The organism is Mesorhizobium sp. M8A.F.Ca.ET.207.01.1.1, from assembly GCF_004794715.1.
Taxonomy (GTDB): Bacteria; Pseudomonadota; Alphaproteobacteria; order Rhizobiales; family Rhizobiaceae; genus Mesorhizobium.
The window spans coordinates 261,008-281,317 of the sequence record NZ_SRUS01000001.1; the positions used below are offsets into that span (position 1 = coordinate 261,008).

The following is a 20,310-nucleotide window of genomic DNA, read 5'->3' on the forward strand; positions in this document are numbered from 1 at the left end:
ACGGCCGGGGCAAAGTACTGCCCGGCCACGTTCTTGAAACGCGGCAATCCTCCGCATCCGCGGATCGCCATCATTGATGTGCGCTTGTCATTTTCTGAGTTTGCGGAGCCACTGCCGCGCGGCTTCTATGCTGCCGTTCAGCAGTCCATGCGCCCCGAGATCGCGATCACGCGCTTGGTGCCATCATCGCCGATTGCTCGCCCAAATTGCACATCCCAACGAATTGAAAATATACCTGTGGAAATTCCAGTCAACTAAATTAGCGATTTCTTAACCAATTGTGTTTGCCAATGGTTAATCATGAGGCGGCACGCCCGCTAGTCGCGTGCAGGTGGCCGTGGGCGCGGTTCCTCATTTTGAATCAGCATATTGGCTCGACCGGGAAGAGATTCCACATGCCACGGCGAGCTGTTCTCGGGCGCGCCATCAAAAAGCTTGATATCGAGGAATGCCGGGAAGTGCCCTCGGGAGGCACTGGGATGCGCAGCCCCGGAGAACTACCCGAATGAAGAAGGTTCAGAACGATTCAAATCTTCAGGTTGCAATGAGATTGTTGCCCAAATCCGCTCGGGCTGCAGACGTAAACATTCGGTTGTGAAAACCTTGCCAGTATCGCTTTGTGAATGGAATCCGCATCGCAGCTGGCAGTGGCGCAGGGCAGACCAACAGTCAAAATTAGAAGGCAAAATCGGCCCGCGGGAATAAGGTTTAATCCCGATTTCTTTTCGTCGGGCCGCCCGTGATCTCTGTGCATTCGAGGTCCCTCATCCGTAAAGATGCGAGGCGACATTCCCCTTTCAGGCGCGTCGAATTTATAGTGGAATGCCGGCTATCTCGGCAATGGCATTTGAGGGCTTAGGCAGGCTCTTGCCTATTGCGCGATCACGCATTCGGGTTGAACGCAGCACTGGTGTGCGAGCCGTAAAATGGCCGAGGCTGACGATGGCCCGCTTCGCTGCGGGCCATCCCAGCCCTTTTGTCGAGTGTGATGGATCTCTCTTGAAGCAGGCCAGGCTTGCCAGCGGGCTTACTGCCCGCCCATTTCCTTCTTGAATGTATCGAAATCGACCTGCATGCCGTTGAAGATTGTGCTCCAGTGGCGGGTCAGCGCCGCCATCGCCACGGCTTCCTGGATCTCCTCGTCGGTTGCGCCGGCGCGCTTGGCGTCCTGCGTGTCCGACCAGATGCAGTAGGTGCAAGGGATCTGTGCCGCCACGGCTAGGGAGATCAGCGACTTGACCTTGGGCGGCAGCGCCGTCTTGTCGCTGAGTTCGATGGCCTTGACCTCGGCCCAGGCACCGGGCAGACCGGTTTTGGGAAACTGTTTCACAAAGCTCGGTACACCGCCCATGGTCGACTGTATGTCCTTGAGGGTGGCATCATAGTCGTCGGCACGGGCCAGCCCGGTGCCGAGCGACAGCACGCAGGCGGCGGCGAACAGGAAAGCACGATGGGACGAAGACTGTATGGATTTGACGATGCGATGGTACGACATGGTTTCTCCTCTGGCCTTTGCTAGCCTTACGATGTAAGGTGATCGTGAAAATGAACCTTACACTGTAAGCTGTCAAGCCAGCGCTAATGGATCAATCAATCAAGAAAAAGAGAGCACGCGGGCGTCTGTCCCGCGAAATGATCGAGGACGCGGCTTTCGAGGTGATCGAGAGGGAGGGGCTTTCCGGCTTTTCGATGCGCAAGCTCGCCGCTGCGCTCGGCTGCGAGGCGATGAGCATCTACCATCACTTTCCCTCAGTGGCGCATCTGCACGAAGCGCTGGTCGACCGGCTGATCGGTGCGCTCGAAATCCCCGACGCCAGCCTTCCCTGGCGGCAAAGAATGCGCATCGCCATTGAGGATTTTCGCCGCATCGGCCGCGACCATCCCGCCTATTCCAGTTTCATCGTTACCTATCGGATGAACTCGCCGACTTGCCTTGCCTGGTTGAACGGCATTATCGGCTTGTTCAAGGACGGCGGCTTCGACACTGAACTCAGCGCGCGGCTGTTCCGCACCGTCGGATACTATCTGATGGGCGCGGTGCTGGACGAGAATGCGGGCTATTCCAGAGGCCCGTCTGCGGTGAACACGGTCAGCGACGAGCAATTGGCCAGGGACTATCCAAATGTCATGGCAGCCGGGCGCTTTTTTGGTGCCGCCGAATTCGACAAGACATTCGAACTCGGCCTCGACATGGTGCTGGACGAAATGGAGCGCCTGCGCGACGGTGCGAATGCAAGCCAGCCGTCCGGCAAGGTTTGATTGCAAGGTGACCGCCTGAATGCGCTTTCTGTTTGTCCTGATCCTGTTGGCCGGCACCGGCATCGGTCTCATCTACCCCTGGGCGATGACGAATTTCTCCGGTCGCGAAATCGGCACCTGGCGGGTCTATGAGCAAGGCCGGTTCAGGCCGTTGACCGTATCGCTCAAAGGTCGAGATGCGCCGGTGCGGGTGCTGGTGGACCTGACGGCAAGGGCCGAACGCATCGTTTCGCAGCAGCGCACGGTGTTGACGCTGACCGCGGCCACCAATGGCCGCACGGTGCTTGCCTCGACGCTGCAGTTCAACCACGTGGACAATCCGCGCCAGGCCAGCCCGCAACTGCCCGACAAGATCTTTCGCGACGAAGCTGGCCTGATTGCCACTGTCAACCCTGGCGCCTACGTCTTCACCGTCGGCCCGGGCGACGCCGACGACATACCGATGCGAGCGGTCGACCTTGTCTTGCGCTCCGGCGTCGGGGAAATCGACGGCCGCTCGCGGCCGATAGGCTTCTCGCTGATGGCGGTCGGCTTGATCGGCTTCCTGCTGTCCTTGCGTTCCGGTGGCGGACGACCGGAAAATCCGAACTCGCAGCCGCCTCCACGCTGGGGCAGGGGTCCCACGTGAACTACCGCCACGCCTACCACGCCGGCAATTTTGCCGATGTCGTCAAGCATGTCGTGCTGACGCGCCTGCTCGAATATCTGAAGCAGAAGGACAAGGCGTTTCGTGTCGTTGACACCCATGCCGGCATTGGCCGCTACGACCTGTCGTCACTCGAAGCGCAAAAGACCGGTGAGTGGCAGGGCGGCATCGGCAGGCTGATCGATACCTCGTTCGACGCGAAGGCGGCGGCGCTGCTGGCGCCCTATCTGGCGGCGGTGCGCTCACTCAATCCCGAGGGCGGCGTGAAGAAATATCCAGGCTCGCCGTTGCTCGCGCGCAATCTCCTGCGCAAGCAGGACCGGTTGTCGGCGATCGAACTGCACCCGAAAGACGCCGCGAAGCTGAAGACGGAGTTCGCCGGCGATTTCCAGACAAGGGTGATGGAGATTGACGGCTGGCTTGCACTCGGAGCGCACCTGCCGCCGAAGGAAAAGCGCGGCCTGGTGCTCATCGATCCGCCCTTCGAGGAAGAGGGTGAGTTCGGCCGCCTCGTCGACGGGCTGGTGAAGGCGCACAAGCGCTGGCCCAGCGGCATCTACGCGCTCTGGTATCCGATCAAGGACCGTAGGGCGGTGATCGCCTTCAGGAAAGCGCTGAAGCAATCCGGCATCCCGAAAATCCTCGACATAGAATTCGAGATCAGGCCGGCCTCGTCGGAACCCAGCCTCGATGGCACCGGCATGGTGGTGGTCAATCCGCCCTTCACGCTGGAAGGTGAGTTGAGAACCGTATTGCCGGCGTTGCACAGATTGCTTGCGCTGGCAAAACCGGCGCACTGGTCGATGGAATGGCTGGCCGGCGAGCAGGTCCCGCCGCCGGGATAGCGCCTTCGACCGCCGCGCTCGTTACGACCGCACGATCCGCCTTCTGGGGAACTTCGCCGCCGCCAGTGCATTGCTGCTTGCAGCAACTGTCCGGCACCGGTTTCTGGAAACCATTGTTTCGGCAACCGCTTGACCGCCGTCAAGCGAATCCGCACAGTGCGTGCAATCGACCTTGAGAGGCTGCCATGACTCGCTTCGCCAAATCCGCACTTGCTGCCCTGATTTCGCTCTGCACGCCGCTTGCCGCGCCTCTCGGGATCACCCAGGCGGTCAAGGCGGCTGACCTCGCCGTCTATACTGAAGACGATGGCAGCGTCTGCGGCGAATCATGGGTGCTGAGCAAGATCACGGATCGGTTCTCTTATCAGGTGCATCACGTGCCGCATCTGCCCGACGTCGCTATCACCGATTTTCGCGACATTCGCCAGCACCGCTACGAGCAAGCGAGCGAGGAATGGCCGATCGGCCGTCACTATTGCCGGGCAACCGTCAGCCTGTCGGATGGCCGGGATCGGTCGATCTTCTATCTGATCGAGGAAGGCCAGGGCTTTGCCTCGATCGGCGACAATGTCGAGTTCTGCGTCTCGGGCTTCGATCGATGGATGGTCTATAACGGCCGTTGCCGCGTCTTGCGCTGAACGCGTTTCTTCCTTTTCCGATCCTTTTTCGCGCCTGGCAACGGGGGCGATTATCGCCGCCTATGCGATGGTCGACGCGATTGGCGTTCGTGCGGCGGGCAATGTCGGCGCCTACACCGCCTGGGTCCTGCTGGCCTATGGCCTGTTGCTGCCGTCGACCTTCGTAGCTCTTCGCGGCAGGCTCGCCGTCGATGCTCGGGCACTGGAAACGGAAGGCGCTGGGCGGCGGCCTGTTCGCGCTTTTGGCCTATGGCGTCGTGGTGGCGGCCTTCGCACTCGGTCCTGCCGGTCCGATCACCGCGATCCGCGAGACCAGCGTCGTCTTCGCGGCCTTCATCGGTCGGCTGTTTCTCGGCGAGACGCTGACGCCCCGGCGGGTCGGCGCCTGCGCCGTCGTCGCGCTCGGCGCCATTTGTCTCGGCTTTCAGCCGTGATGACGACGCTCACGCTCGCCGACAAACGCTGCGATGCCGCTGCCATCGACAATTGTCGAGACGATCCTGATTATTCTGATGCCGGCAACGGCCGGTTCGGCTAGGCCGGAAACCCGAGAGCAACAAGTCACTTTCGGGAGCCTCCATGGACCTTGCCACCATCAGGCTCTGGACCGCCGCGCCGGTGGTGCCGGAGCTGAAACCTGTCTCGGGCGGGGGGCTGCTGTCGATCTTCGCCACGGGTGTCGCTCACAATCTCGGCAATCCGAAAATGCCGTTGTTCTATGTGGCGCTGCTGCCGAACGTCGTCGGAACCTCGCTCGCATCAGCGCATCTCGGCATCCTGATCGCGGTGATCCTGGCTGTCGAAATTGTGGTGGTCGGCGGGCACGTCGTTCTCGCCGGCCGCGCTCGTAGTCTGCTGCGAACACCCAGGATCGTGCGACGGGTGAACCGCGCGGCAGGCGGGGTGATGATCGGCGCCGGCGTCGCGGTCGTCGCCACGTGCCGATGTTCGCTTCGTCGCTGGGCTATTTCCTGCGTTGTGCCTCGGCCTGATCGATGATCTTGCGAAGAAAGGCGATGTGACCGCGAAAGGCCCGCCGTCCTGCCGTCGTGGCGCTGACCCGTGTCTGCGGCCGACGCCCGACAAAAAGTTTTTCAATGTCGACATAGCCAGCCCTGGCCAGTGTGTCGAGATGTGCCCCGAGATTGCCGTCGGTGGCTTCGATCATGGCTTTCAACTGGGTGAACTCCAAGGCCTCGCGCCTTTCCAGCGTGTTCAGGACGGCCATGATCCTGAGACGCGTACTCTGGTGGATAATGTCGTCGGCGCTCATCTATGGCTCCAATGCGGCAAAGCCTTGGCCTGTCGCCGTGTGACTCGGCAATCCTGCCAGCGGGTGTCACTTGCCTTTGTATGACCGAAATCGAAGGCGCGATCGGACTCCGTGACAGAATACTCTGTTATACAGAGTATTCTGTCAATCAGAAAGCTGCTGCTCGAAACATGCTTGACAAGGTGATCTTCAGATCGGGCGTCGCATCGCGCTCGTGATCCGCACGGACCGCTCTCTTGCAAAAGATGATCGCCTCGATGAAACGGCAAGTCATGATCTTCACGACCAAAGATCGTGCGTGAAGTTGCTCGCTAATCTTCGGAGCTTGATGGCGAGCTCGCATCGCGAATGCCGATGTCGAATTGCTGGCGATGTCGGAAGATCAACCGCGGATTTTTCCGGTGATGAGTGTGATTGTGTGGCGATCGCAACCAAAATTTAAGGTGAGAAAATCATACCATTGCTTCGCTGGCTAGCGAGACGCGAGTCAGATATGCATTGCGCGCCGGGGTCATTCACGGCCATCGGCATAACGTGAAGGGGCATGACATGGCTAAGCAGTCATCTAAAGCGCCGGCATCCAAGACACCGGCAAAGAAGGCACCCGCAAAAGCAGTCGCGGCGAAGGCCGCTACGGCAGTGAAGAAAGCAGCGCCTGCGAAGGCGGCGGCAAAGCCCGCAGCGAAAGCAGCACCGGCCAAGAAGCCGGCGCCCGCCAAGGCTGCTGCGAAGCCGGCAGTGAAGAAGGCAGCGCCCGCCAAGGCAGCGGCAAAGCCGGCAGCGAAGGCGGCACCGGCGAAGAAGCCAGCGGCCAAGGCGGCGGCAAAGCCCGCGGCGAAAGCGGCTGCAAAGCCCGCGGCGAAGGCGGCGGCAAAGCCCGCAGCCAAGAAGGCAGCACCCGCCAAGGCTGCGGCGAAGCCCGCCGCGAAGGCCGCGGCAAGGCCAGCCATGAAAGCAGCAGCAGCCGCAACCAAGCCGGCGGTGAAGAAAGCCGCCGCCCCGAAGGCAAAGGCAGCGCCTGCGAAAGCGAAGGCTCCGGCCAAGAAGTAGACGGAGCGTTGGGGCGTCACGTGTCCTTCGGGACACGGCAAGGACGCTCTGACGTTCTGTGTCGGAGCATATTCGGCAGCGGGTTCAGCCTTCGGGGCTGAGCGTCGGTAACGGGCCGAGGGGCAAGCAAAGCGAGGCGCCGGTTGGCTGCCTCGCTCGCCCCACTCTTTCGCTCCTGCCGTGGTTGGCGAAGGTCACGGCACGGCTTCTGGCGCCTCTGAAGTATGGGCGCCTGTGAAGTGTGAATGCAGGTTCGAATTCCAGCGGCTTGCCGTCGTGCCTGCTGATGCTTTCCAGGCTGCTGCTTTCAGGCTTGTGGTGATGCCAGGACGGAAACCGCGGCCGGTTTCTGGCTGCTGTTTTTTTGCACTCTGGCAATTGATCGCAACAGCCCTGCGGTCGACACTGGATGTCCGCAAACAGGAAACCGATCATGCCGAAGCTGCTCTACGCGTCCACCTCTCCCTACAGCTCCAAGGTAAGGATGGCCGCGGCCTATGCCGGGATCGCCATCGATGAGGTGCCGGTCAAGACCGAGGACAGGCCGGCCGAACTGATCGGCGCCAATCCGCTCGGCAAGATCCCGGTGCTGGTGCTCGATGATGGCCGTTCTGTTCACGACAGCCGAGCCATCACCCAGCACCTCAACCGGATTTCGAAGAACGCGTTGTTTCCACGCAATCCCGACAAGCGTCTGGAAGCGGAAGTGCTGGAGGCGCTGGCCGACGGTATCTGCGATTGCGCGCTGTCGATGGTCTATGAGCGCCGCACCCGGCCCGACGAAATGGTTTATCAACCCTGGCTTGACCGCCAGTGGGCGAAGATCACCGCCGCACTCGATTTGCTCAATGCCAATCCGCCAAAACTGCCGAAGAAGATCACGGCCGGTCAGATGGCGTTGCGTGCCTGCCTTGGCTATCTCTCTTTGCGCTTCGCCGGGAAATGGGAAAAGGGCCGCGGCCGGTTGACCCGCTGGGCCGCACGCTTCGACGAAAAATTCCCGGAGCTGAAGTCGGCGGTTCCCGCCTAAAAACGACCCGCAATAAAAAAGCCGGGCGCGAGGCCCGGCTTTTTCGTGTCGTGGCTTGGATGGACTTAGAACTTCATACCGAGGCCGAAGGTGACGCGGTTGTCCGTCGCCTTGACCTTGCCGATACCGTCGAAGCTCTTCGAGCCGAAGTCGGTGTAGCGATACTCGACGCGGCCGAACACGTTGTCGGTCAGCTTGATGTCGGTGCCGACGCCGGCGGTCCAGCCGATCATCGTAGCGGTGTCGCTGGCGAGGAGGTCGGAGTCTTCCACTTTCAGGCTTCTGCCGGCGAGACCGCCGGTGCCGTAGAGCAGGATTTCCGGGGTCACAGCATAGCCCAGACGGGCACGCAGCGAACCTTCGAAGCCACCCTTGGAGTGGATACCATTGTCGTCACCCTTGACGCCGTTGTAGCCGAGTTCGGCTTCACCGCCGTACACGAAGTTCTCCTGCTGCCATTGGTAGCCGCCGAAGACACTGCCGTCGAAACCCTTGGTGTCGGTCGAGAACCCAAGATCCTTTTCCTTGGTCTTGCCGCTGAAGCCGTAGCCGAGGTTGATACCGGCATAAGGGCCGGCCCACGAAGCGACCGGAAGTTCGGCAACCGGAGCGGGTGCCGGCGGCTCTTCCTGAACGACGTCCGCTGCATAAGCGGTACCACCGAGGGCGAAGAGCCCGATTGCGACAGCCAGCGGCCGTGCGAATTTGAGATTGGCTTGCATTGTTCTTTACTCCTTAAGCCACAGGACACAGGCTTGTTTCTCACGATCGCCATCAACCCGTCCGGGGGGTGAAACGGGTCTGGCGTTCGTCGGTTCCAAATGTCGTGTCAAAATGCGGCTGAACCGAACCTGAACTTGGGTCATTCCCCGGCACGAATGAGGCAGAACCTTGACGTTGCATCTTCGCAACAGCGAAATGTCAGCAGCCAGTTTATGCTGCGCTGCACACCGCTTGGTGCAAGGAGTCCAGCGTCCTATATTGCTGTTCGGCGGTTCCGAGTCCAAGAGGGCTCGGCATGCCGAACGGGCACTTCGCCACAATGCTGCCCCAGGTGCGAACACCATTTAACGCATGCCGGGCCATATTTCGCCGGCGTCGCGTTTTCGGGCCGAAATTGAGGATTGACAACAGATGAGCAAAGCCACTGCCGTGGCGCTGGTGACCGGTGGAGCGAAACGGATCGGCAAGGCGATCGTCGAGGACCTCGCCAGCCATGGTTTTGCGGTCGCCATCCACTCCAACCGCTCGCACGATGAGGCGGATGCGCTGGCCGAGGGGATTAACCGGTCGGGCGGCCGCGCCGCCGTGGTTGCGGCTGATCTGACCGACATGGACGCCGTCAGCGAGCTCGTCGGCCAGGCGGAAGCCGCGCTGGGCCCGATCTCGCTGCTGGTCAACAATGCTTCGCTCTTCGTCGACGATTCAGTGGAAGATTTCGACTGGCACGCCTGGGACCGCCACTTCGCCATTCATGTGAAGACGCCGGCGCTGTTGGCGCAGACCTTCGCCCGTTCCTTGCCGGAGGGGCGGGAGGGGCTGATCGTTAACATCATCGACCAGCGCGTCTGGCGGCCGACGCCGCGCTATTTTTCCTATGCGTTGTCGAAATCGGCATTGTGGACCCAGACGCAGATGTTGGCACAGGCGCTCGGGCCCCGCATCCGCGTCAATGCGATCGGGCCGGGCCCGACGCTGAAGAACGCGCGCCAGGACGATTCGGATTTTGACGCGCAGGTCGCCGGCCTGATTCTGAAGCGCGGCCCGGAATTGCCGGAATTCGGCGCCACCATCCGCTATCTGTGGGAGACGCGCTCGGTCACCGGCCAGATGATCGCGCTCGATGGCGGCCAGCATCTTGCATGGCAGACGCCCGATGTGACAGGCATGGCGGAATAGCAGTCGAAATCCTTGTTGGGGTCTAATTTGATCGGCTAAAAGCACAACCGGGCTGTCCCGACGATTGTGGCTTCTGGAAAAAGTCTCTGACGATGGCGCTCCCCGGGGCTGTTCGGCAGCACTTCCGACCTGCAGCGCTGAGCGGCTCCGGCATGCCGCCAATGTCGGCACTTGCCCAAGCACGGTGCCGCGTAATATGCGGTTGGACGGAAGGGGTCACAGGTGTCCCCACGCCCGACTGCCCCTGAACCGGACGCGTCAACATCCGGCTCTCAGGCGTCATACGCTGGTTCCGGCTTCAAAAGTCCAGTCAGCCAGTAGCAGCCAATGGCCGAGATGGGTGGAACATTGCTGGGCCGGCGGTCAATGCTTGAGGCACTTGCGCGCCATTGCCATTGCTTTGTAAGTCCCCTTCAGATCGACGACAAAGGCTCCCTTGGTCTCAGGAAACACGATCATTTTATATCTCTTCGCCACGTCACGCTTGAATTTCGGGTCGTCGGTCAAGATGTAGCCGCCAGAATATCGCCCTTGAGTATTCCGTTCGTGGTGGTGGCCACTCCCTTGTAGAGATGGCCGTCGATAGAAACGAAGATATCCGACTGCTTCCCGTTCTGGAGGCCGATATCCACCGTCGTGAACACGCCAAGATACCCGACCTCCCGATTCGCGGTAACACCCATTTGAACCGAACTTGGGCCGTCCGAGTGGACGAGCAAGCAATCGCCGCGGGTTTGATTGGTGTAAACTGTCCAGCCTTGGACGTCTCCATATTTGACCAGGACATCGCTGGCCTTTGGGAGGGGATTCTCTGTCTGGGCATAGGCAGCCATCGCAGACGAAAGAGCTACCGACGTGACCGCGATGAGCGTCATGAACTTTCGCATAACATTTCCCTCGTGAGTAAGTTGAAGTATCTATCACTTGGGCATCGTAGTCGGCTGCCCCATGCCTGGATAGTTGGACCTAGGGGAGGAGCGCTGGCCAACCGCTCGGTTCGTCGGAGGTGGTTGAACTCGGTCATTAATTTGCGGTATCGGGTCAATGCTGCTGTCGCCGGGAGAGGCAACCTACAGTCGTTCCAAGGACTGTCCCGCCACTCCAGCATTGACACCACGGTGAAATATGCCCAGGTCACGCATGACGATCTGGCGGCGGTGTCCCGGAAGGGAGGCTGTGATAAACCCGTGAAGGAAAGCCCAGGAATTAGTCCCGGAGAAACCGGTTCGGTCGCTGTAAAGATTTGAAACGGCGAGTAGTTCGGGCGTGTCCTATTGGGCGCCGGATGTGACAGGCATGAAGGAATGAGTCCCTTAGACCACAAGAGCAAGCCGCGTGGCGGCGCCGATGATTTGCCTCCTGAAATCGACCTCGAGGATGAGGCGATCGAGGAGATCGTCGAACCGGTCGGCCCGGATGTGGCGTTCACGGCAATCGACTGGACGCCGCATGCCGGCGATGCCGAAGGCATGGTGGGTGCCGAGGTGATCCAGACGCTGGTCAAGCGGCTGCCCAATGCGCCCGGCGTCTACCGGATGATGAACGCCGCCGGCGACGTGCTTTATGTCGGCAAGGCGCGCAGCCTGAAGAAGCGTGTCACCAACTACGCGCAAGGCAGGTTCCACACCAACCGCATCGGCCGCATGGTGCGCGAGACGTCGACGATGGAGTTCGTCGTCACCCGCACCGAGATCGAGGCGCTGCTGCTCGAGGCCAATCTCATCAAGCGTTTGCGGCCGCGATTCAATGTGCTGATGCGGGACGACAAGTCGTTTCCGTATATCCTTTTGACCGGCGACCATGTCTCGCCCGGCATCTACAAGCATCGCGGCGCGCGGTCGCGCAAGGGCGACTATTTCGGCCCCTTTGCCTCGGCCGGCGCCGTCGGCCGCACCATCAATTCGCTGCAGCGCGCCTTCCTGCTCAGAAGCTGCACCAATTCCTTCTACGAGAACCGCACGCGGCCATGCCTGCTCTACCAGATCAAGCGCTGCGCCGGTCCGTGCACCGGCGAAATCTCGCATGAGGGTTATGCCGAGCTGGTCGACGAAGCGAAGGATTTTTTGTCCGGCCGCAGCCAGAAGGTGAAGACCGAGATTTCGGCCGCCATGCAGCAGGCTTCGCAAGACCTCGATTTCGAGCGCGCCGCCATCTATCGCGACCGGCTGGCGGCCTTGTCGCACGTGCAGAGCCATCAGGGCATCAACCCGGCGACCGTCGACGAGGCCGATGTGTTCGCCATCCACCAGGAAGGCGGCCAGGTCTGCATCCAGGTGTTCTTCTTCCGCACCGGCCAGAACTGGGGCAACCGCGCCTATTTCCCAAAGGCCGATCCGGCGCTGGAGGGATCGGAAGTGCTGGGCTCGTTCCTGGCGCAGTTCTATGACGACAAGCCGACACCGCGTGCCATCCTCTTGTCGCAGACCGTCGAGGACCAGGAACTGCTGGCCGAGGCGCTCTCGACCCGCGCCGGCCGCAAGGTGACGATCTCGGTGCCGCAGCGCGGCGAGAAAAAGGACCTGACCGACAACGCCTTGCAGAATGCGCGTGAGGCGCTTGGTCGCCGGCTGGCCGAGACCTCGACGCAAGCGCGGCTGCTTGCCGGTTTCGCCGAGACCTTCGGCCTGGCAAAGCCGCCGGTGCGCATCGAGGTCTACGACAACTCGCACATCATGGGCACCAACGCCGTCGGCGCCATGGTCGTCGCGGGGCCGGAAGGCTTTGTGAAGAACCAGTACCGGAAATTCAACATACGCTCGACGGAGATCACGCCGGGCGACGATTTCGGCATGATGCGCGAAGTGATGGAGCGGCGTTTTTCGCGACTGCTCAAGGAGCATGGCGATGTTGTCCCGGCCGACGATGTCGCGGCGGGCGAGGCAGCGGCAGTCGAGGCGGGCGACGATATCGAAGACGATATCTCCGGAAGCTTCCCTGCCTGGCCCGACGTCATCCTGATCGACGGTGGCCAGGGCCAGATGACGGCGGTGCGCAAGATCCTTTCCGATCTCGGCATCGAGGACCGCGTCGTCGCCATCGGCATCGCCAAGGGGCAGGACCGCGATGCAGGCCGCGAGCGCTTCTTCGTCAAGGGCAGAGACTCGTTTTCGCTGCCCGTGCGCGATCCCGTGCTCTATTTCGTCCAACGCCTGCGCGACGAGGTCCACCGTTTCGCCATCGGTTCGCACCGGGCCCGCCGCAAGAAGGAAATGGTCAAGAGCCCGCTCGACGAAATCGTCGGCATCGGTCCCGGCCGCAAGCGCGCGCTTCTCTTGCATTTCGGCACCGCCAAGGCGGTCAGCCGGGCCGCGGTGGAGGATCTGAGGAAGGTCGACGGCATCTCCGAACAGGTGGCGAAACTGGTCTACAATCACTTCCACGAGAGTTGAAAAAATCGCCACTTTCATCTGGCCAGTCGAATCTGGCCTGTTGACCCCCTACATCCGCTTCTGATTTGAGTACGCAGGCAGAAAGAGTCCACCAGACATGGCCCAGCGCGCGTTTAACCTGCCTAACATGTTGACCTACGCCCGCATCATCGCGGTGCCGCTGGTCGTGCTGTGCTTTTTTCTGGAGGGCCATCTGAAATCGAGCGACTTCGCTCGCTGGTCGGCGCTGGTCATTTTCCTGCTGGCGTCCGTCACCGATTATTTCGACGGCTATTTTGCGCGTGCCTGGCAGCAGACCTCCAACATCGGCAAGATGCTCGATCCGATCGCCGACAAGCTGCTGGTCGCCACGTGCCTCTTGCTGCTTGCGGCTGACACCGACCGTCACGCCGGGATCGCCGGCTGGTCGCTGTGGGCGGCGATCATCATCCTGTGTCGCGAAATCCTGGTCTCGGGCCTGCGCGAATATCTGGCGGCACTCAAGGTCTCGGTGCCAGTGACGCAGCTTGCCAAGTGGAAGACCACCATCCAGATGGTCGCCATCGCCTTCCTCCTGGCGGGACCGGCCGGTGACAAGATCTTTCCGCTGACCACGCAGACCGGCCTGGTGCTGCTGTGGATCGCGGCCCTCGTGACGCTCTACACCGGCTACGACTATTTCCGCGCCGGCCTCAAGCACATCATGGACGAGTGAGATGACGACCCGTCTCATCTATTTCGCCTGGGTTCGCGAACGTATCGGCACATCGGAAGAAGATGTCGAACTGCCCGCCGGCATCGAGACGGTCGCCGACCTCTTGCGCTGGCTGCAATCGCGCGGCGAAGGTTACCAACACGCGCTGCAATATCCCGATGTGATCCGCGTCGCCATCAACCAGGAACATGTCGACCATCGCGAGAAGATATCGGGTGCACGCGAGATCGCGCTGTTCCCGCCGATGACCGGAGGCTGACATCATGTCGGCCGTCCTGGTGCCGACCGTGCGCATCCAGCGCCAGGATTTCGACGTTGCCGCCGAGATCGCCGGGCTGACGCAAGGCCGCGCCGACATTGGCGCGGTGGTCACCTTCTCCGGCCTGTGCCGCGATGAGCAGGGCGCGCTCTCGGCACTCGAACTCGAGCACTATCCCGGCATGGCTGAAGCCGAGATCGGGCGTATCGCTGCCGAAGCCACCGAGCGCTGGCCGCTGCAAGGCCTCACCGTCATACATCGCCATGGCAAGATCGCGCCGGGGGACAACATCGTCCTGGTGGTGGCCGCTTCGGCGCACCGCCAGGCGGCATTCGAGACGGCGGACTTCCTCATGGACTACCTCAAGTCGCGTGCCCCCTTCTGGAAGAAGGAACATCGCACCGACGGCTCCGAGGGGGGCTGGGTCGAGGCTAAGGAAACCGACGCCCAGGCAGCCCGGCGCTGGAAGCGACCGCCGTCCGAATAATACCGTGCAGGCGTCACGGAACGACCGCAATCCTTCTGCCAACTGGTCACGTGACTGATTGGGCAAGGGAGACGGTCATGCTGGAGAGGATCGCCGAATTCTTCGTCTTCGGCTTGGTGCCGTTGGTCGTCGGTATCCTGGCGGTTCCGGAGCTGTCCGTTGCCGCGGAAAAGGCGGTGAGGGGCGAGGTGATCTATCGCGAGCGCATCGCCTTGCCGCCCAGCGCCGTGCTCTCCGTCGAGCTCGCCGACGTCTCGTTGGCCGACGCGCCGGCCAAGATCATCGGGCAACAGAAGATCAAGCCCGCCGGCCAGGTGCCGATCAGCTTCGAGATAAAATTCGACCCCTCCGTCATCCGGCCGCAAATGACCTACGCGCTGCAGGCCCGGATCACTGTGGACGGAAGGCTGATGTTCGTCTCCGATGTGCGCCATCAGCTCGATCCGCTGACCGACGCGCCGCAGACCATCATGCTGAAGATGGTTACGCCCGGCAAGGAGCCAGCGGCTTCCGTCTTCGATCAGCTCTGGGTGGTCGATTATGTCGATGGCATTGGCGCCATCACCGCGCCGCAGGCGACCTTCAGGGTCAGCGAGGCCGGCAAGGCCGGTGGCAGCGGTCCCTGCAACACCTATTTTGCCACGGCGAAGGTCGGGGGCCAGGCGATCGCGATCGGGGATATCGGTTCGACTTACAAAGCTTGCGCGCCCGATGTGATGGCCGAGGAAAAAGCCCTGTTCGATGCGTTGGCCAAGGCGGCATCATACAAGGTCGATGCCGGCAAGCTCACCATCTCAGACAAGGACGGGCGCGAAATCCTGCGCTTCAGCGCCGCGAGCTGATTGCACTCCAGAAAAAAGGCCGGCTGAACGCCGGCCTTCCAGATCGGATTTGATGCCGTCGGCTCAGCCGACGATTTCGGTGTCCGAGAACCAGTACTTGATTTCCTGCGCGGCGGTTTCCGGCGCGTCGGAGCCGTGCACCGAGTTCTCGCCGATCGACAGCGCATGCACCTTGCGGATGGTACCTTCGGCGGCGTTGGCCGGGTTGGTGGCGCCCATCACGTCGCGGTTCCTGGTAATGGCGCTCTCGCCTTCAAGGACCTGCACGATGGTCGGGCCCGAGGACATGGATTCCACCAGCTCGCCGAAGAACGGCCGCTCCTTGTGGACGGCGTAGAAGCCTTCCGCCTCGCGGCGGCTCATCCAAACGCGGCGCGAGGCGATGACGCGCAGACCGGCGTCTTCGAGCATCTTGGTGATGGCGCCGGTGAGGTTGCGCCGCGTTGCGTCGGGCTTGATCATGGAGAAGGTGCGTTCGAGCGCCATGGGTCGTCCTTGTCTGAATTTGAATTGAGAGTGGCGGGCTCTATACAAGCCGCCCGGCTTATTGCCAAGAGGGTGAGGAGCGGGTCCGCGCAGCGAGCGGAAAGCCAATTGCCTGGCTTTCCCAGCGACGAACGCCCGGAGCGACAGCGAGCGTCGAACGGCCAGGCTTCCGTGGCTGGTCGCTGCGGGCAGGCGGGATCAGACGGCTGTAAAGCAACGGTTTGCTTGCTATAGTCGCCCGGTCGGCGCCGCGCTGAAGTCGGCCCGCATGGAGACAATATGACCATGACAGACGATCGTCAGGAGCGCATTCGCAACCGCGCCCATCAGATCTGGCAGGAAGAAGGGCAACCGGCCGGTCACCACGAACGCCATTGGCAACAGGCGGCCGCCGACATCGATCGGGAGGACGCGGGGTCGGCGGAGAAGAAGCCAGCCAGGAAGGCATCTGGCGCCGGCAAGGCAAAAGCCGCTCCCAAGGAAAAGGCCGCCGCGAAAGCCAGCAAGCCAAAGAAGGCGGCCAAGTAAGGCCAGCTGTTCCGCCGCTGATCTTCGCGACAGTTGACGGCGCTCAAACTGCCTTTCTGCCAGGGCGGGCGCTTGTGGCCGTCACGCCGCCGCCGCAACCTTTCGTCCCAGCCCGCCATGCAGGTCGAGGCAGCGGGTGAACCATTGCGCCACCACGTCGCTGTCGTCGAGCAATTTGTACGGCGTGGCGATGCGTGCCCATTGCAGCGCGCCGAAGACGATATAGTCGGCAAACAGCGGCGAGGCGCCGCCGATGAATGGCTGGTAGCTCAACATGGAGCGCAGCGGCTCCAGCGCTGCCCGGAAGGTTGCCAGGCCGGCGTCGCGTGCGGCGGCGACGTCCTCCAGCCGCTTGCCGAAGCGCTGCTCCCGGCTCTGGCGGAAATACGAGGCGTTCTCTTCGTCTTGCATGGCATGAAGGTCAACGAGCGCCGCGGTGGTAACATAAGGATGGATGGTCAATTGCGACCAGCGTTCGATGAAGCGCGCCATCGCCTTGCCGCCTTCGCCGCCAAACAGCGTCGGGCGATCCGGATAGGTCTCATCGAGATAGAGCGCGATGGCGAAGGAATCGATGACGACCTTGTCGCCATCGCGGATGACCGGAACGGTTTTTGAGACACCGCCTTCAATGGCCGGCACTTCGAGAAAACGCGTCGGCGCGGTCGAGATATCAAGTCCCTTGTGGGCCAGCGCCATCGTTGCCTTCCAGCAATGCGGACTGAACGGGCGGCTCTCGTCATGTCCGACCAGGTCGTAAAGCAGAATGGTCATTGGCGTCGGCCCCTTCGCGGTCTAGGTATCGCCCCGAAACCCGAAACGGGCGCGGCGGGAGAAAAGATGAAACAGCACTTCATGATGTTTGCGGCCTACAATCAATGGGCCAATGGCCGCATCTATGATGCCGCCGACGATCTGAACGATGAGGAATTCAATCGCGACGTCGGCGCTTTCTTCGGTTCGCTGATGGGCACGCTCAATCACCTGCTCGCCGCCGATCGCATCTGGATGAAGCGCTTCACCGGCGAAGGCATCGCGCCGACGACATTGGACGCCATATTGCACCGGGCCTTGCCCGTCTTGAGGACCGCGCGCGAGACGGAGGACCGGCGGATGATCGACTGGCTCGGCGGCCTGGACGACAAAGCGCTGTCGGGTCGCTTCACCTATATGACCGTTTCGGATATGCGCACCGTCTCGCAGCGCCTGGCGCCGGCGCTGGCTCATGTCTTCAACCACCAGACCCATCATCGCGGCCAGGCGCATATGATCCTGACAGTTCTGGGCCGCCCCTCCGTGCCGCTCGATCTGGCGCATTTCCAGCGCACCGAGGAGGGAAGGGCTTTCGCCTGATCCACATGGTTTTCGTTTTGAATTCGGGGCGAGCGTTTGGCGCGGACTATCGCCGCATTTTTTGCCGTAGCATGGCTTTTACGTCCGGCCACTCGGAATCAATAATGCTGAACCGGACGGAATTGCGTTTCCGGCCGTCCGGCATGATCCGTTCATTGCGAACGATTCCTTCCTGTTTTGCTCCTATTCTCAAAATGGCCGCTCTCGACGCGTCGTTGAGTTCGTCGGTGGTGAATTGCATGCGGACACAGTTCATGACCTCAAATGCCTGAATCAGGAGAAGATATTTAGCCTCGGTATTAACCCCCGATCGCTGGACCGAACTGCCGAGCCACGTGTGCCCAATCTCCAATTTTCTGTTCGCGCGATCGATTTCCAGAACCGCGTACTACCGCAAATCAAGCCCGTGGCGCGGAGGACGATTGCGTATGGCATGACGGTCCCGGCCTGTCGTCCAGCCAGGGCATTGGCAATATAATCATCGATCGCGTCTGGCCCTGGAACCACGGTGGCCTTCAAGTTCCATAGCTCGCCATCTGCGGCTGCACTCAAAAGCGTTGCGGAATGCTCTGGCTGCAGGGGGCTGAGTTCAACGATATCGCCGACCAAGGCGGGTTGCCTGGATTGGACGCCGCCCATTAATCGATGGTCCCTGTTTCTCTTGCCTGCAGTCATCGAGCGACAAATGAGGACCGATCCGACTTTCAGACAGCTTCTGAAGCCAAGCCCGCAATTTCGTTGTCCAGCTGGCGTTGCGTCATGGCCGCTTCCGCCATCACCCATTGCTTGAACAGCAGCATCTTGCGTGCGGCAAGGCCCTTGTGCGGCGAGACGAAGTACCAACCGGCCGTATTCGGATGATGTACGGCAAAGGGAGCGACCAGCCTCTCTGCGCGGATATCGCTGGCCATATAGGCGCGGTTGGCAACGGCAAAACCCATTCCGGCATTGGCCGCCTCGTAGGACATCATGCACGAGTCGAAATAGATGCTCTTGGTCTCGCTGAGCACAAAACTGGCGCCGGCGAAACCAAGCCAGGATTGCCAGTTCTGCGTGCAGGTGTCGGAATGCAGCAGCGTGAAGTGCTTGAGGTCGTCCGGTGTCACCTTTGACACCGGCTTGTCGCCGAGAACCTCGTGGAACAATTTGCGGCTGCACACCGGTGTCAGGTCTTCCTGAAACAACAGGTCGGATGGCAGTCCGTTGAAGTGGCCGTCGCCGTAGCGGATTTCGAGATCGAATTCGGAAGTCGTGAACTCGTGCGTCGCGTACGAGGTCGAAACCCGCATCACGATATCGGGGTGTTGCTGCTGGAACAGCGGCAGGCGCGGAAACAGCCAGCGCGCGGCAAATGTCGGCAGCACCGATATCTTCAGCACATGTTCCTGTGATTGCCCGGTCGCTTCCATGCTGGCGGCGACAATCCGCTCCAGCGCCTCACGAACGCGCGAGACATAGGTTTCGCCCTCCGGTGTCAGCGACACCGCATTGCCGCCGCGCTGGAAAATCTTGAAGCGCAACTGGTCCTCCAGGCTCTTGACGCGCTGGCTGACCGCCGAAGCGGTGATGAACTGCTCTTCGCCGGCACGCGTGAAATTCCCGTGCCTCGCAGCACTCTCCACGATTTTCAGCGAATTGAGGTTGACCTGACTGAGCAGACGCACGGCTTTCGACCTTAAGCTGGGCTTAGGGTAGCACTAGCATTCCTAATTTTACAGGGGGGGCTAATTTAATCGACTGTTAACCAAGTGTTTGCCCCCCACTTGGAGAAGTACAATGAACGCACATACCGTACCCGAACTGCGCTATGCGATGAGCCGCGAGGCCATTATCGGCCACGAAACCGCCTGGAAAGTGTCGAGCTTCGGCGTTGCGCAGTATCGGCATGGCTATGATCCGGCTCTGCTTGCCGCGATCGAGGAGGCCGCCCTGAAGCTCAAGGCCAGCCATGCCGTGCACAAGCACCTCGATCTGACCTTCATCACAGGCGCGGACCGTTTCATTCCCGAAATCAAGGAGTTGCTGAACGACAAGTTGCGCCTGGAACGGCTGTCCGACATGATGGGCACGAAGCTGGAGCCCTATCCGCTGTCGATCGTCGGTTCGACAGTCACCTTCATGAATCCCAGGGATGGCGCCGTCGAATGGCATTGCGACGGCGTTCCGGTCACTGAGCTCATTCCGCTGTCGATCAGCGATCCGCTGGTCGGCGGCCATCTCGAAATCTATTGCGACGATTCCGAGACCGGCCGCGCCATCCTCGAATCCGGCCGCGAGATTCCGCGTAACCGCATCATGCGCATCGATCACAAGATGAACTATGCGACGCTCGGGCAGTTCCTCGGCGTCCTGCATCGCACGGCGCCGATCCAGTTCGGCGAGCGCGTCACGCTGGTGCTCAACCAGCGCTCCGTGGCCAAGCCCTATGTCGACGACAACAGGATGTTCTACCTTGCCGCCGACAACGATCACGACCGCGAGTGGGTCAACGAGCTGGCCGAAGATGTGTGGCAAAACCAGCTGCCGGCCTATCGCCGGTTCGAGGCCGAACATCCGACGCCGGCCCCCGCCGAAGCGCCGGTTCCGGGTGGAGCCAGGGAGTCATGGTAGCGACCCATGATCCCGAAAAGTG

At 61.3% G+C, this 20,310-nt stretch carries 25 protein-coding genes and 2 pseudogenes; 18 read left to right on the top strand and 9 right to left on the bottom strand.

The window, feature by feature from the left end; all coding sequences use genetic code 11:
• Positions 1–33 precede the first annotated feature (33 nt).
• Positions 34–258: a hypothetical protein gene (locus EN850_RS01225; RefSeq protein WP_135929038.1), complete on the top strand. Its 225-nt coding sequence runs from the start codon at positions 34–36 to the stop codon at positions 256–258.
• Between the two features lie 769 nt (positions 259–1,027).
• On the opposite strand, the gene EN850_RS01230 is transcribed toward EN850_RS01225, so the two are convergent.
• Entirely contained in the window at positions 1,028–1,495 is a 468-nt protein-coding gene (locus tag EN850_RS01230) for a carboxymuconolactone decarboxylase family protein (RefSeq protein ID WP_127279835.1), read from the bottom strand.
• A 137-nt stretch (positions 1,496–1,632) separates the two neighbouring features.
• Between EN850_RS01230 and EN850_RS01235 the strand changes: the two genes are divergently transcribed.
• The 6 genes and pseudogenes from EN850_RS01235 to EN850_RS01260 all read left to right on the top strand — a co-directional run.
• Entirely contained in the window at positions 1,633–2,259 is a 627-nt protein-coding gene (locus tag EN850_RS01235; RefSeq protein WP_245511626.1) for a TetR/AcrR family transcriptional regulator, read from the top strand.
• 19 nt (positions 2,260–2,278) lie between these two features.
• Complete coding sequence (locus EN850_RS01240; protein WP_127279837.1) at positions 2,279–2,887, top strand: hypothetical protein; 609 nt, start codon at positions 2,279–2,281, stop codon at positions 2,885–2,887.
• Entirely contained in the window at positions 2,884–3,750 is an 867-nt protein-coding gene (locus EN850_RS01245; protein ID WP_127279838.1) for a 23S rRNA (adenine(2030)-N(6))-methyltransferase RlmJ, read from the top strand. The genes EN850_RS01240 and EN850_RS01245 overlap by 4 nt, the downstream gene beginning before the upstream one ends.
• A 185-nt stretch (positions 3,751–3,935) precedes the next feature.
• Positions 3,936–4,388, top strand: coding sequence for a hypothetical protein (locus EN850_RS01250; protein ID WP_127871448.1), 453 nt, complete (start codon positions 3,936–3,938; stop codon positions 4,386–4,388).
• Between the two features lie 34 nt (positions 4,389–4,422).
• Positions 4,423–4,822, top strand: a pseudogene (locus EN850_RS01255) (EamA family transporter); the annotation flags it as partial.
• 160 nt (positions 4,823–4,982) lie between these two features.
• Positions 4,983–5,387: pseudogene (locus tag EN850_RS01260) on the top strand (LysE family transporter); the annotation flags it as partial.
• Here EN850_RS01260 and EN850_RS01265 read toward each other — a convergent pair.
• The gene (locus EN850_RS01265) at positions 5,353–5,661 is read right to left on the bottom strand and encodes a transcriptional regulator (RefSeq protein WP_127280633.1); all 309 of its coding nucleotides are present in this window, start codon (positions 5,659–5,661) and stop codon (positions 5,353–5,355) included. The pseudogene EN850_RS01260 and the gene EN850_RS01265 overlap by 35 nt on opposite strands.
• A 639-nt stretch (positions 5,662–6,300) precedes the next feature.
• Between EN850_RS01265 and EN850_RS01270 the strand changes: the two genes are divergently transcribed.
• Positions 6,301–6,711 carry a hypothetical protein gene (locus EN850_RS01270; RefSeq protein WP_189343621.1) on the top strand — a complete coding sequence of 137 codons (411 nt, stop codon included), beginning with the start codon at positions 6,301–6,303 and terminating at the stop codon, positions 6,709–6,711.
• 433 nt (positions 6,712–7,144) lie between these two features.
• Positions 7,145–7,741: a glutathione S-transferase gene (locus EN850_RS01275; protein ID WP_127871450.1), complete on the top strand. Its 597-nt coding sequence runs from the start codon at positions 7,145–7,147 to the stop codon at positions 7,739–7,741.
• A gap of 65 nt (positions 7,742–7,806) precedes the next feature.
• On the opposite strand, the gene EN850_RS01280 is transcribed toward EN850_RS01275, so the two are convergent.
• Positions 7,807–8,463, bottom strand: a complete 657-nt coding sequence (locus EN850_RS01280) for an outer membrane protein (protein WP_127280635.1) — start codon at positions 8,461–8,463, stop codon at positions 7,807–7,809.
• Between the two features lie 412 nt (positions 8,464–8,875).
• Between EN850_RS01280 and EN850_RS01285 the strand changes: the two genes are divergently transcribed.
• Positions 8,876–9,640: an SDR family oxidoreductase gene (locus EN850_RS01285; protein WP_135863803.1), complete on the top strand. Its 765-nt coding sequence runs from the start codon at positions 8,876–8,878 to the stop codon at positions 9,638–9,640.
• A gap of 363 nt (positions 9,641–10,003) precedes the next feature.
• Here the strand turns inward: EN850_RS01285 and EN850_RS37000 are convergent, their stop codons facing one another.
• Both EN850_RS37000 and EN850_RS01290 read right to left on the bottom strand, forming a co-directional pair.
• Positions 10,004–10,147 (bottom strand): hypothetical protein, encoded by a 144-nt coding sequence (locus tag EN850_RS37000; RefSeq protein ID WP_246689122.1) that lies wholly within the window; start codon positions 10,145–10,147, stop codon positions 10,004–10,006.
• On the bottom strand, positions 10,144–10,515 hold the full coding sequence (locus EN850_RS01290; protein ID WP_246689123.1) for a hypothetical protein: 372 nt from the start codon (positions 10,513–10,515) through the stop codon (positions 10,144–10,146). The genes EN850_RS37000 and EN850_RS01290 overlap by 4 nt, the downstream gene beginning before the upstream one ends.
• A 429-nt stretch (positions 10,516–10,944) precedes the next feature.
• On the opposite strand from EN850_RS01290, the gene uvrC reads away from it, so the two are divergent.
• The 5 genes from uvrC to EN850_RS01315 all read left to right on the top strand — a co-directional run bounded on the left by uvrC (position 10,945) and on the right by EN850_RS01315 (position 15,311).
• Positions 10,945–13,029 carry an excinuclease ABC subunit UvrC gene (uvrC, locus tag EN850_RS01295; protein ID WP_136090436.1) on the top strand — a complete coding sequence of 695 codons (2,085 nt, stop codon included), beginning with the start codon at positions 10,945–10,947 and terminating at the stop codon, positions 13,027–13,029.
• 97 nt (positions 13,030–13,126) lie between these two features.
• Complete coding sequence (gene pgsA, locus EN850_RS01300) at positions 13,127–13,723, top strand: CDP-diacylglycerol--glycerol-3-phosphate 3-phosphatidyltransferase (protein WP_010915213.1); 597 nt, start codon at positions 13,127–13,129, stop codon at positions 13,721–13,723.
• A 1-nt stretch (position 13,724) separates the two neighbouring features.
• Positions 13,725–13,982, top strand: a complete 258-nt coding sequence (moaD, locus tag EN850_RS01305) for a molybdopterin converting factor subunit 1 (protein ID WP_127281088.1) — start codon at positions 13,725–13,727, stop codon at positions 13,980–13,982.
• A gap of 4 nt (positions 13,983–13,986) precedes the next feature.
• Positions 13,987–14,469, top strand: coding sequence for a molybdenum cofactor biosynthesis protein MoaE (locus tag EN850_RS01310; RefSeq protein ID WP_136090437.1), 483 nt, complete (start codon positions 13,987–13,989; stop codon positions 14,467–14,469).
• A 77-nt stretch (positions 14,470–14,546) separates the two neighbouring features.
• Entirely contained in the window at positions 14,547–15,311 is a 765-nt protein-coding gene (locus tag EN850_RS01315) for a YbaY family lipoprotein (protein ID WP_136090438.1), read from the top strand.
• A 63-nt stretch (positions 15,312–15,374) separates the two neighbouring features.
• Here EN850_RS01315 and ndk read toward each other — a convergent pair whose 3' ends face one another.
• Positions 15,375–15,797, bottom strand: coding sequence for a nucleoside-diphosphate kinase (ndk, locus tag EN850_RS01320; protein WP_135919671.1), 423 nt, complete (start codon positions 15,795–15,797; stop codon positions 15,375–15,377).
• A 279-nt stretch (positions 15,798–16,076) separates the two neighbouring features.
• Here ndk and EN850_RS01325 point away from each other — a divergent pair, with 279 nt between their 5' ends.
• The gene (locus tag EN850_RS01325; protein WP_135919673.1) at positions 16,077–16,325 is read left to right on the top strand and encodes a DUF2934 domain-containing protein; all 249 of its coding nucleotides are present in this window, start codon (positions 16,077–16,079) and stop codon (positions 16,323–16,325) included.
• Between the two features lie 81 nt (positions 16,326–16,406).
• Here the strand turns inward: EN850_RS01325 and EN850_RS01330 are convergent, their stop codons facing one another.
• Positions 16,407–17,099: a glutathione S-transferase family protein gene (locus tag EN850_RS01330; RefSeq protein ID WP_135919675.1), complete on the bottom strand. Its 693-nt coding sequence runs from the start codon at positions 17,097–17,099 to the stop codon at positions 16,407–16,409.
• A 66-nt stretch (positions 17,100–17,165) separates the two neighbouring features.
• Between EN850_RS01330 and EN850_RS01335 the strand changes: the two genes are divergently transcribed.
• A complete protein-coding gene (locus EN850_RS01335) occupies positions 17,166–17,678 on the top strand; it encodes a DinB family protein (RefSeq protein ID WP_136090439.1) in 513 nt (170 codons plus the stop codon).
• Positions 17,679–17,724: 46 nt separating this feature from the next.
• Here the strand turns inward: EN850_RS01335 and EN850_RS37825 are convergent, their stop codons facing one another.
• Together EN850_RS37825 and EN850_RS01345 are read right to left on the bottom strand one after the other, a co-directional pair.
• A complete protein-coding gene (locus tag EN850_RS37825) occupies positions 17,725–18,030 on the bottom strand; it encodes a GNAT family protein (RefSeq protein ID WP_348642420.1) in 306 nt (101 codons plus the stop codon).
• A gap of 352 nt (positions 18,031–18,382) precedes the next feature.
• Positions 18,383–19,342, bottom strand: a complete 960-nt coding sequence (locus EN850_RS01345; RefSeq protein ID WP_127279521.1) for a LysR substrate-binding domain-containing protein — start codon at positions 19,340–19,342, stop codon at positions 18,383–18,385.
• 112 nt (positions 19,343–19,454) lie between these two features.
• On the opposite strand from EN850_RS01345, the gene EN850_RS36185 reads away from it, so the two are divergent.
• Positions 19,455–20,288 carry a hypothetical protein gene (locus tag EN850_RS36185; protein ID WP_167531202.1) on the top strand — a complete coding sequence of 278 codons (834 nt, stop codon included), beginning with the start codon at positions 19,455–19,457 and terminating at the stop codon, positions 20,286–20,288.
• The last annotated feature ends 22 nt before the right edge of the window (positions 20,289–20,310 follow it).

Bases quoted from the DNA above. Each gene is read 5' to 3' on its own strand.
- ndk (WP_135919671.1), bottom strand. From the start codon at position 15,797: ATGGCGCTCGAACGCACCTTCTCCATGATCAAGCCCGACGCAACGCGG.
- pgsA (WP_010915213.1), top strand. From the start codon at position 13,127: ATGGCCCAGCGCGCGTTTAACCTGCCTAACATGTTGACCTACGCCCGC.
- EN850_RS01235 (WP_245511626.1), top strand. From the start codon at position 1,633: ATGATCGAGGACGCGGCTTTCGAGGTGATCGAGAGGGAGGGGCTTTCC.
- EN850_RS01310 (WP_136090437.1), top strand. From the start codon at position 13,987: ATGTCGGCCGTCCTGGTGCCGACCGTGCGCATCCAGCGCCAGGATTTC.
- EN850_RS01240 (WP_127279837.1), top strand. From the start codon at position 2,279: ATGCGCTTTCTGTTTGTCCTGATCCTGTTGGCCGGCACCGGCATCGGT.
- EN850_RS01265 (WP_127280633.1), bottom strand. From the start codon at position 5,661: ATGAGCGCCGACGACATTATCCACCAGAGTACGCGTCTCAGGATCATG.
- EN850_RS01230 (WP_127279835.1), bottom strand. From the start codon at position 1,495: ATGTCGTACCATCGCATCGTCAAATCCATACAGTCTTCGTCCCATCGT.
- EN850_RS01330 (WP_135919675.1), bottom strand. From the start codon at position 17,099: ATGACCATTCTGCTTTACGACCTGGTCGGACATGACGAGAGCCGCCCG.
- moaD (WP_127281088.1), top strand. From the start codon at position 13,725: ATGACGACCCGTCTCATCTATTTCGCCTGGGTTCGCGAACGTATCGGC.
- EN850_RS36185 (WP_167531202.1), top strand. From the start codon at position 19,455: ATGAACGCACATACCGTACCCGAACTGCGCTATGCGATGAGCCGCGAG.
- EN850_RS01275 (WP_127871450.1), top strand. From the start codon at position 7,145: ATGCCGAAGCTGCTCTACGCGTCCACCTCTCCCTACAGCTCCAAGGTA.
- EN850_RS01280 (WP_127280635.1), bottom strand. From the start codon at position 8,463: ATGCAAGCCAATCTCAAATTCGCACGGCCGCTGGCTGTCGCAATCGGG.
- EN850_RS01250 (WP_127871448.1), top strand. From the start codon at position 3,936: ATGACTCGCTTCGCCAAATCCGCACTTGCTGCCCTGATTTCGCTCTGC.
- EN850_RS01285 (WP_135863803.1), top strand. From the start codon at position 8,876: ATGAGCAAAGCCACTGCCGTGGCGCTGGTGACCGGTGGAGCGAAACGG.
- EN850_RS01325 (WP_135919673.1), top strand. From the start codon at position 16,077: ATGACCATGACAGACGATCGTCAGGAGCGCATTCGCAACCGCGCCCAT.
- EN850_RS01290 (WP_246689123.1), bottom strand. From the start codon at position 10,515: ATGACGCTCATCGCGGTCACGTCGGTAGCTCTTTCGTCTGCGATGGCT.
- EN850_RS01335 (WP_136090439.1), top strand. From the start codon at position 17,166: ATGAAACAGCACTTCATGATGTTTGCGGCCTACAATCAATGGGCCAAT.
- EN850_RS01315 (WP_136090438.1), top strand. From the start codon at position 14,547: ATGCTGGAGAGGATCGCCGAATTCTTCGTCTTCGGCTTGGTGCCGTTG.
- uvrC (WP_136090436.1), top strand. From the start codon at position 10,945: ATGAGTCCCTTAGACCACAAGAGCAAGCCGCGTGGCGGCGCCGATGAT.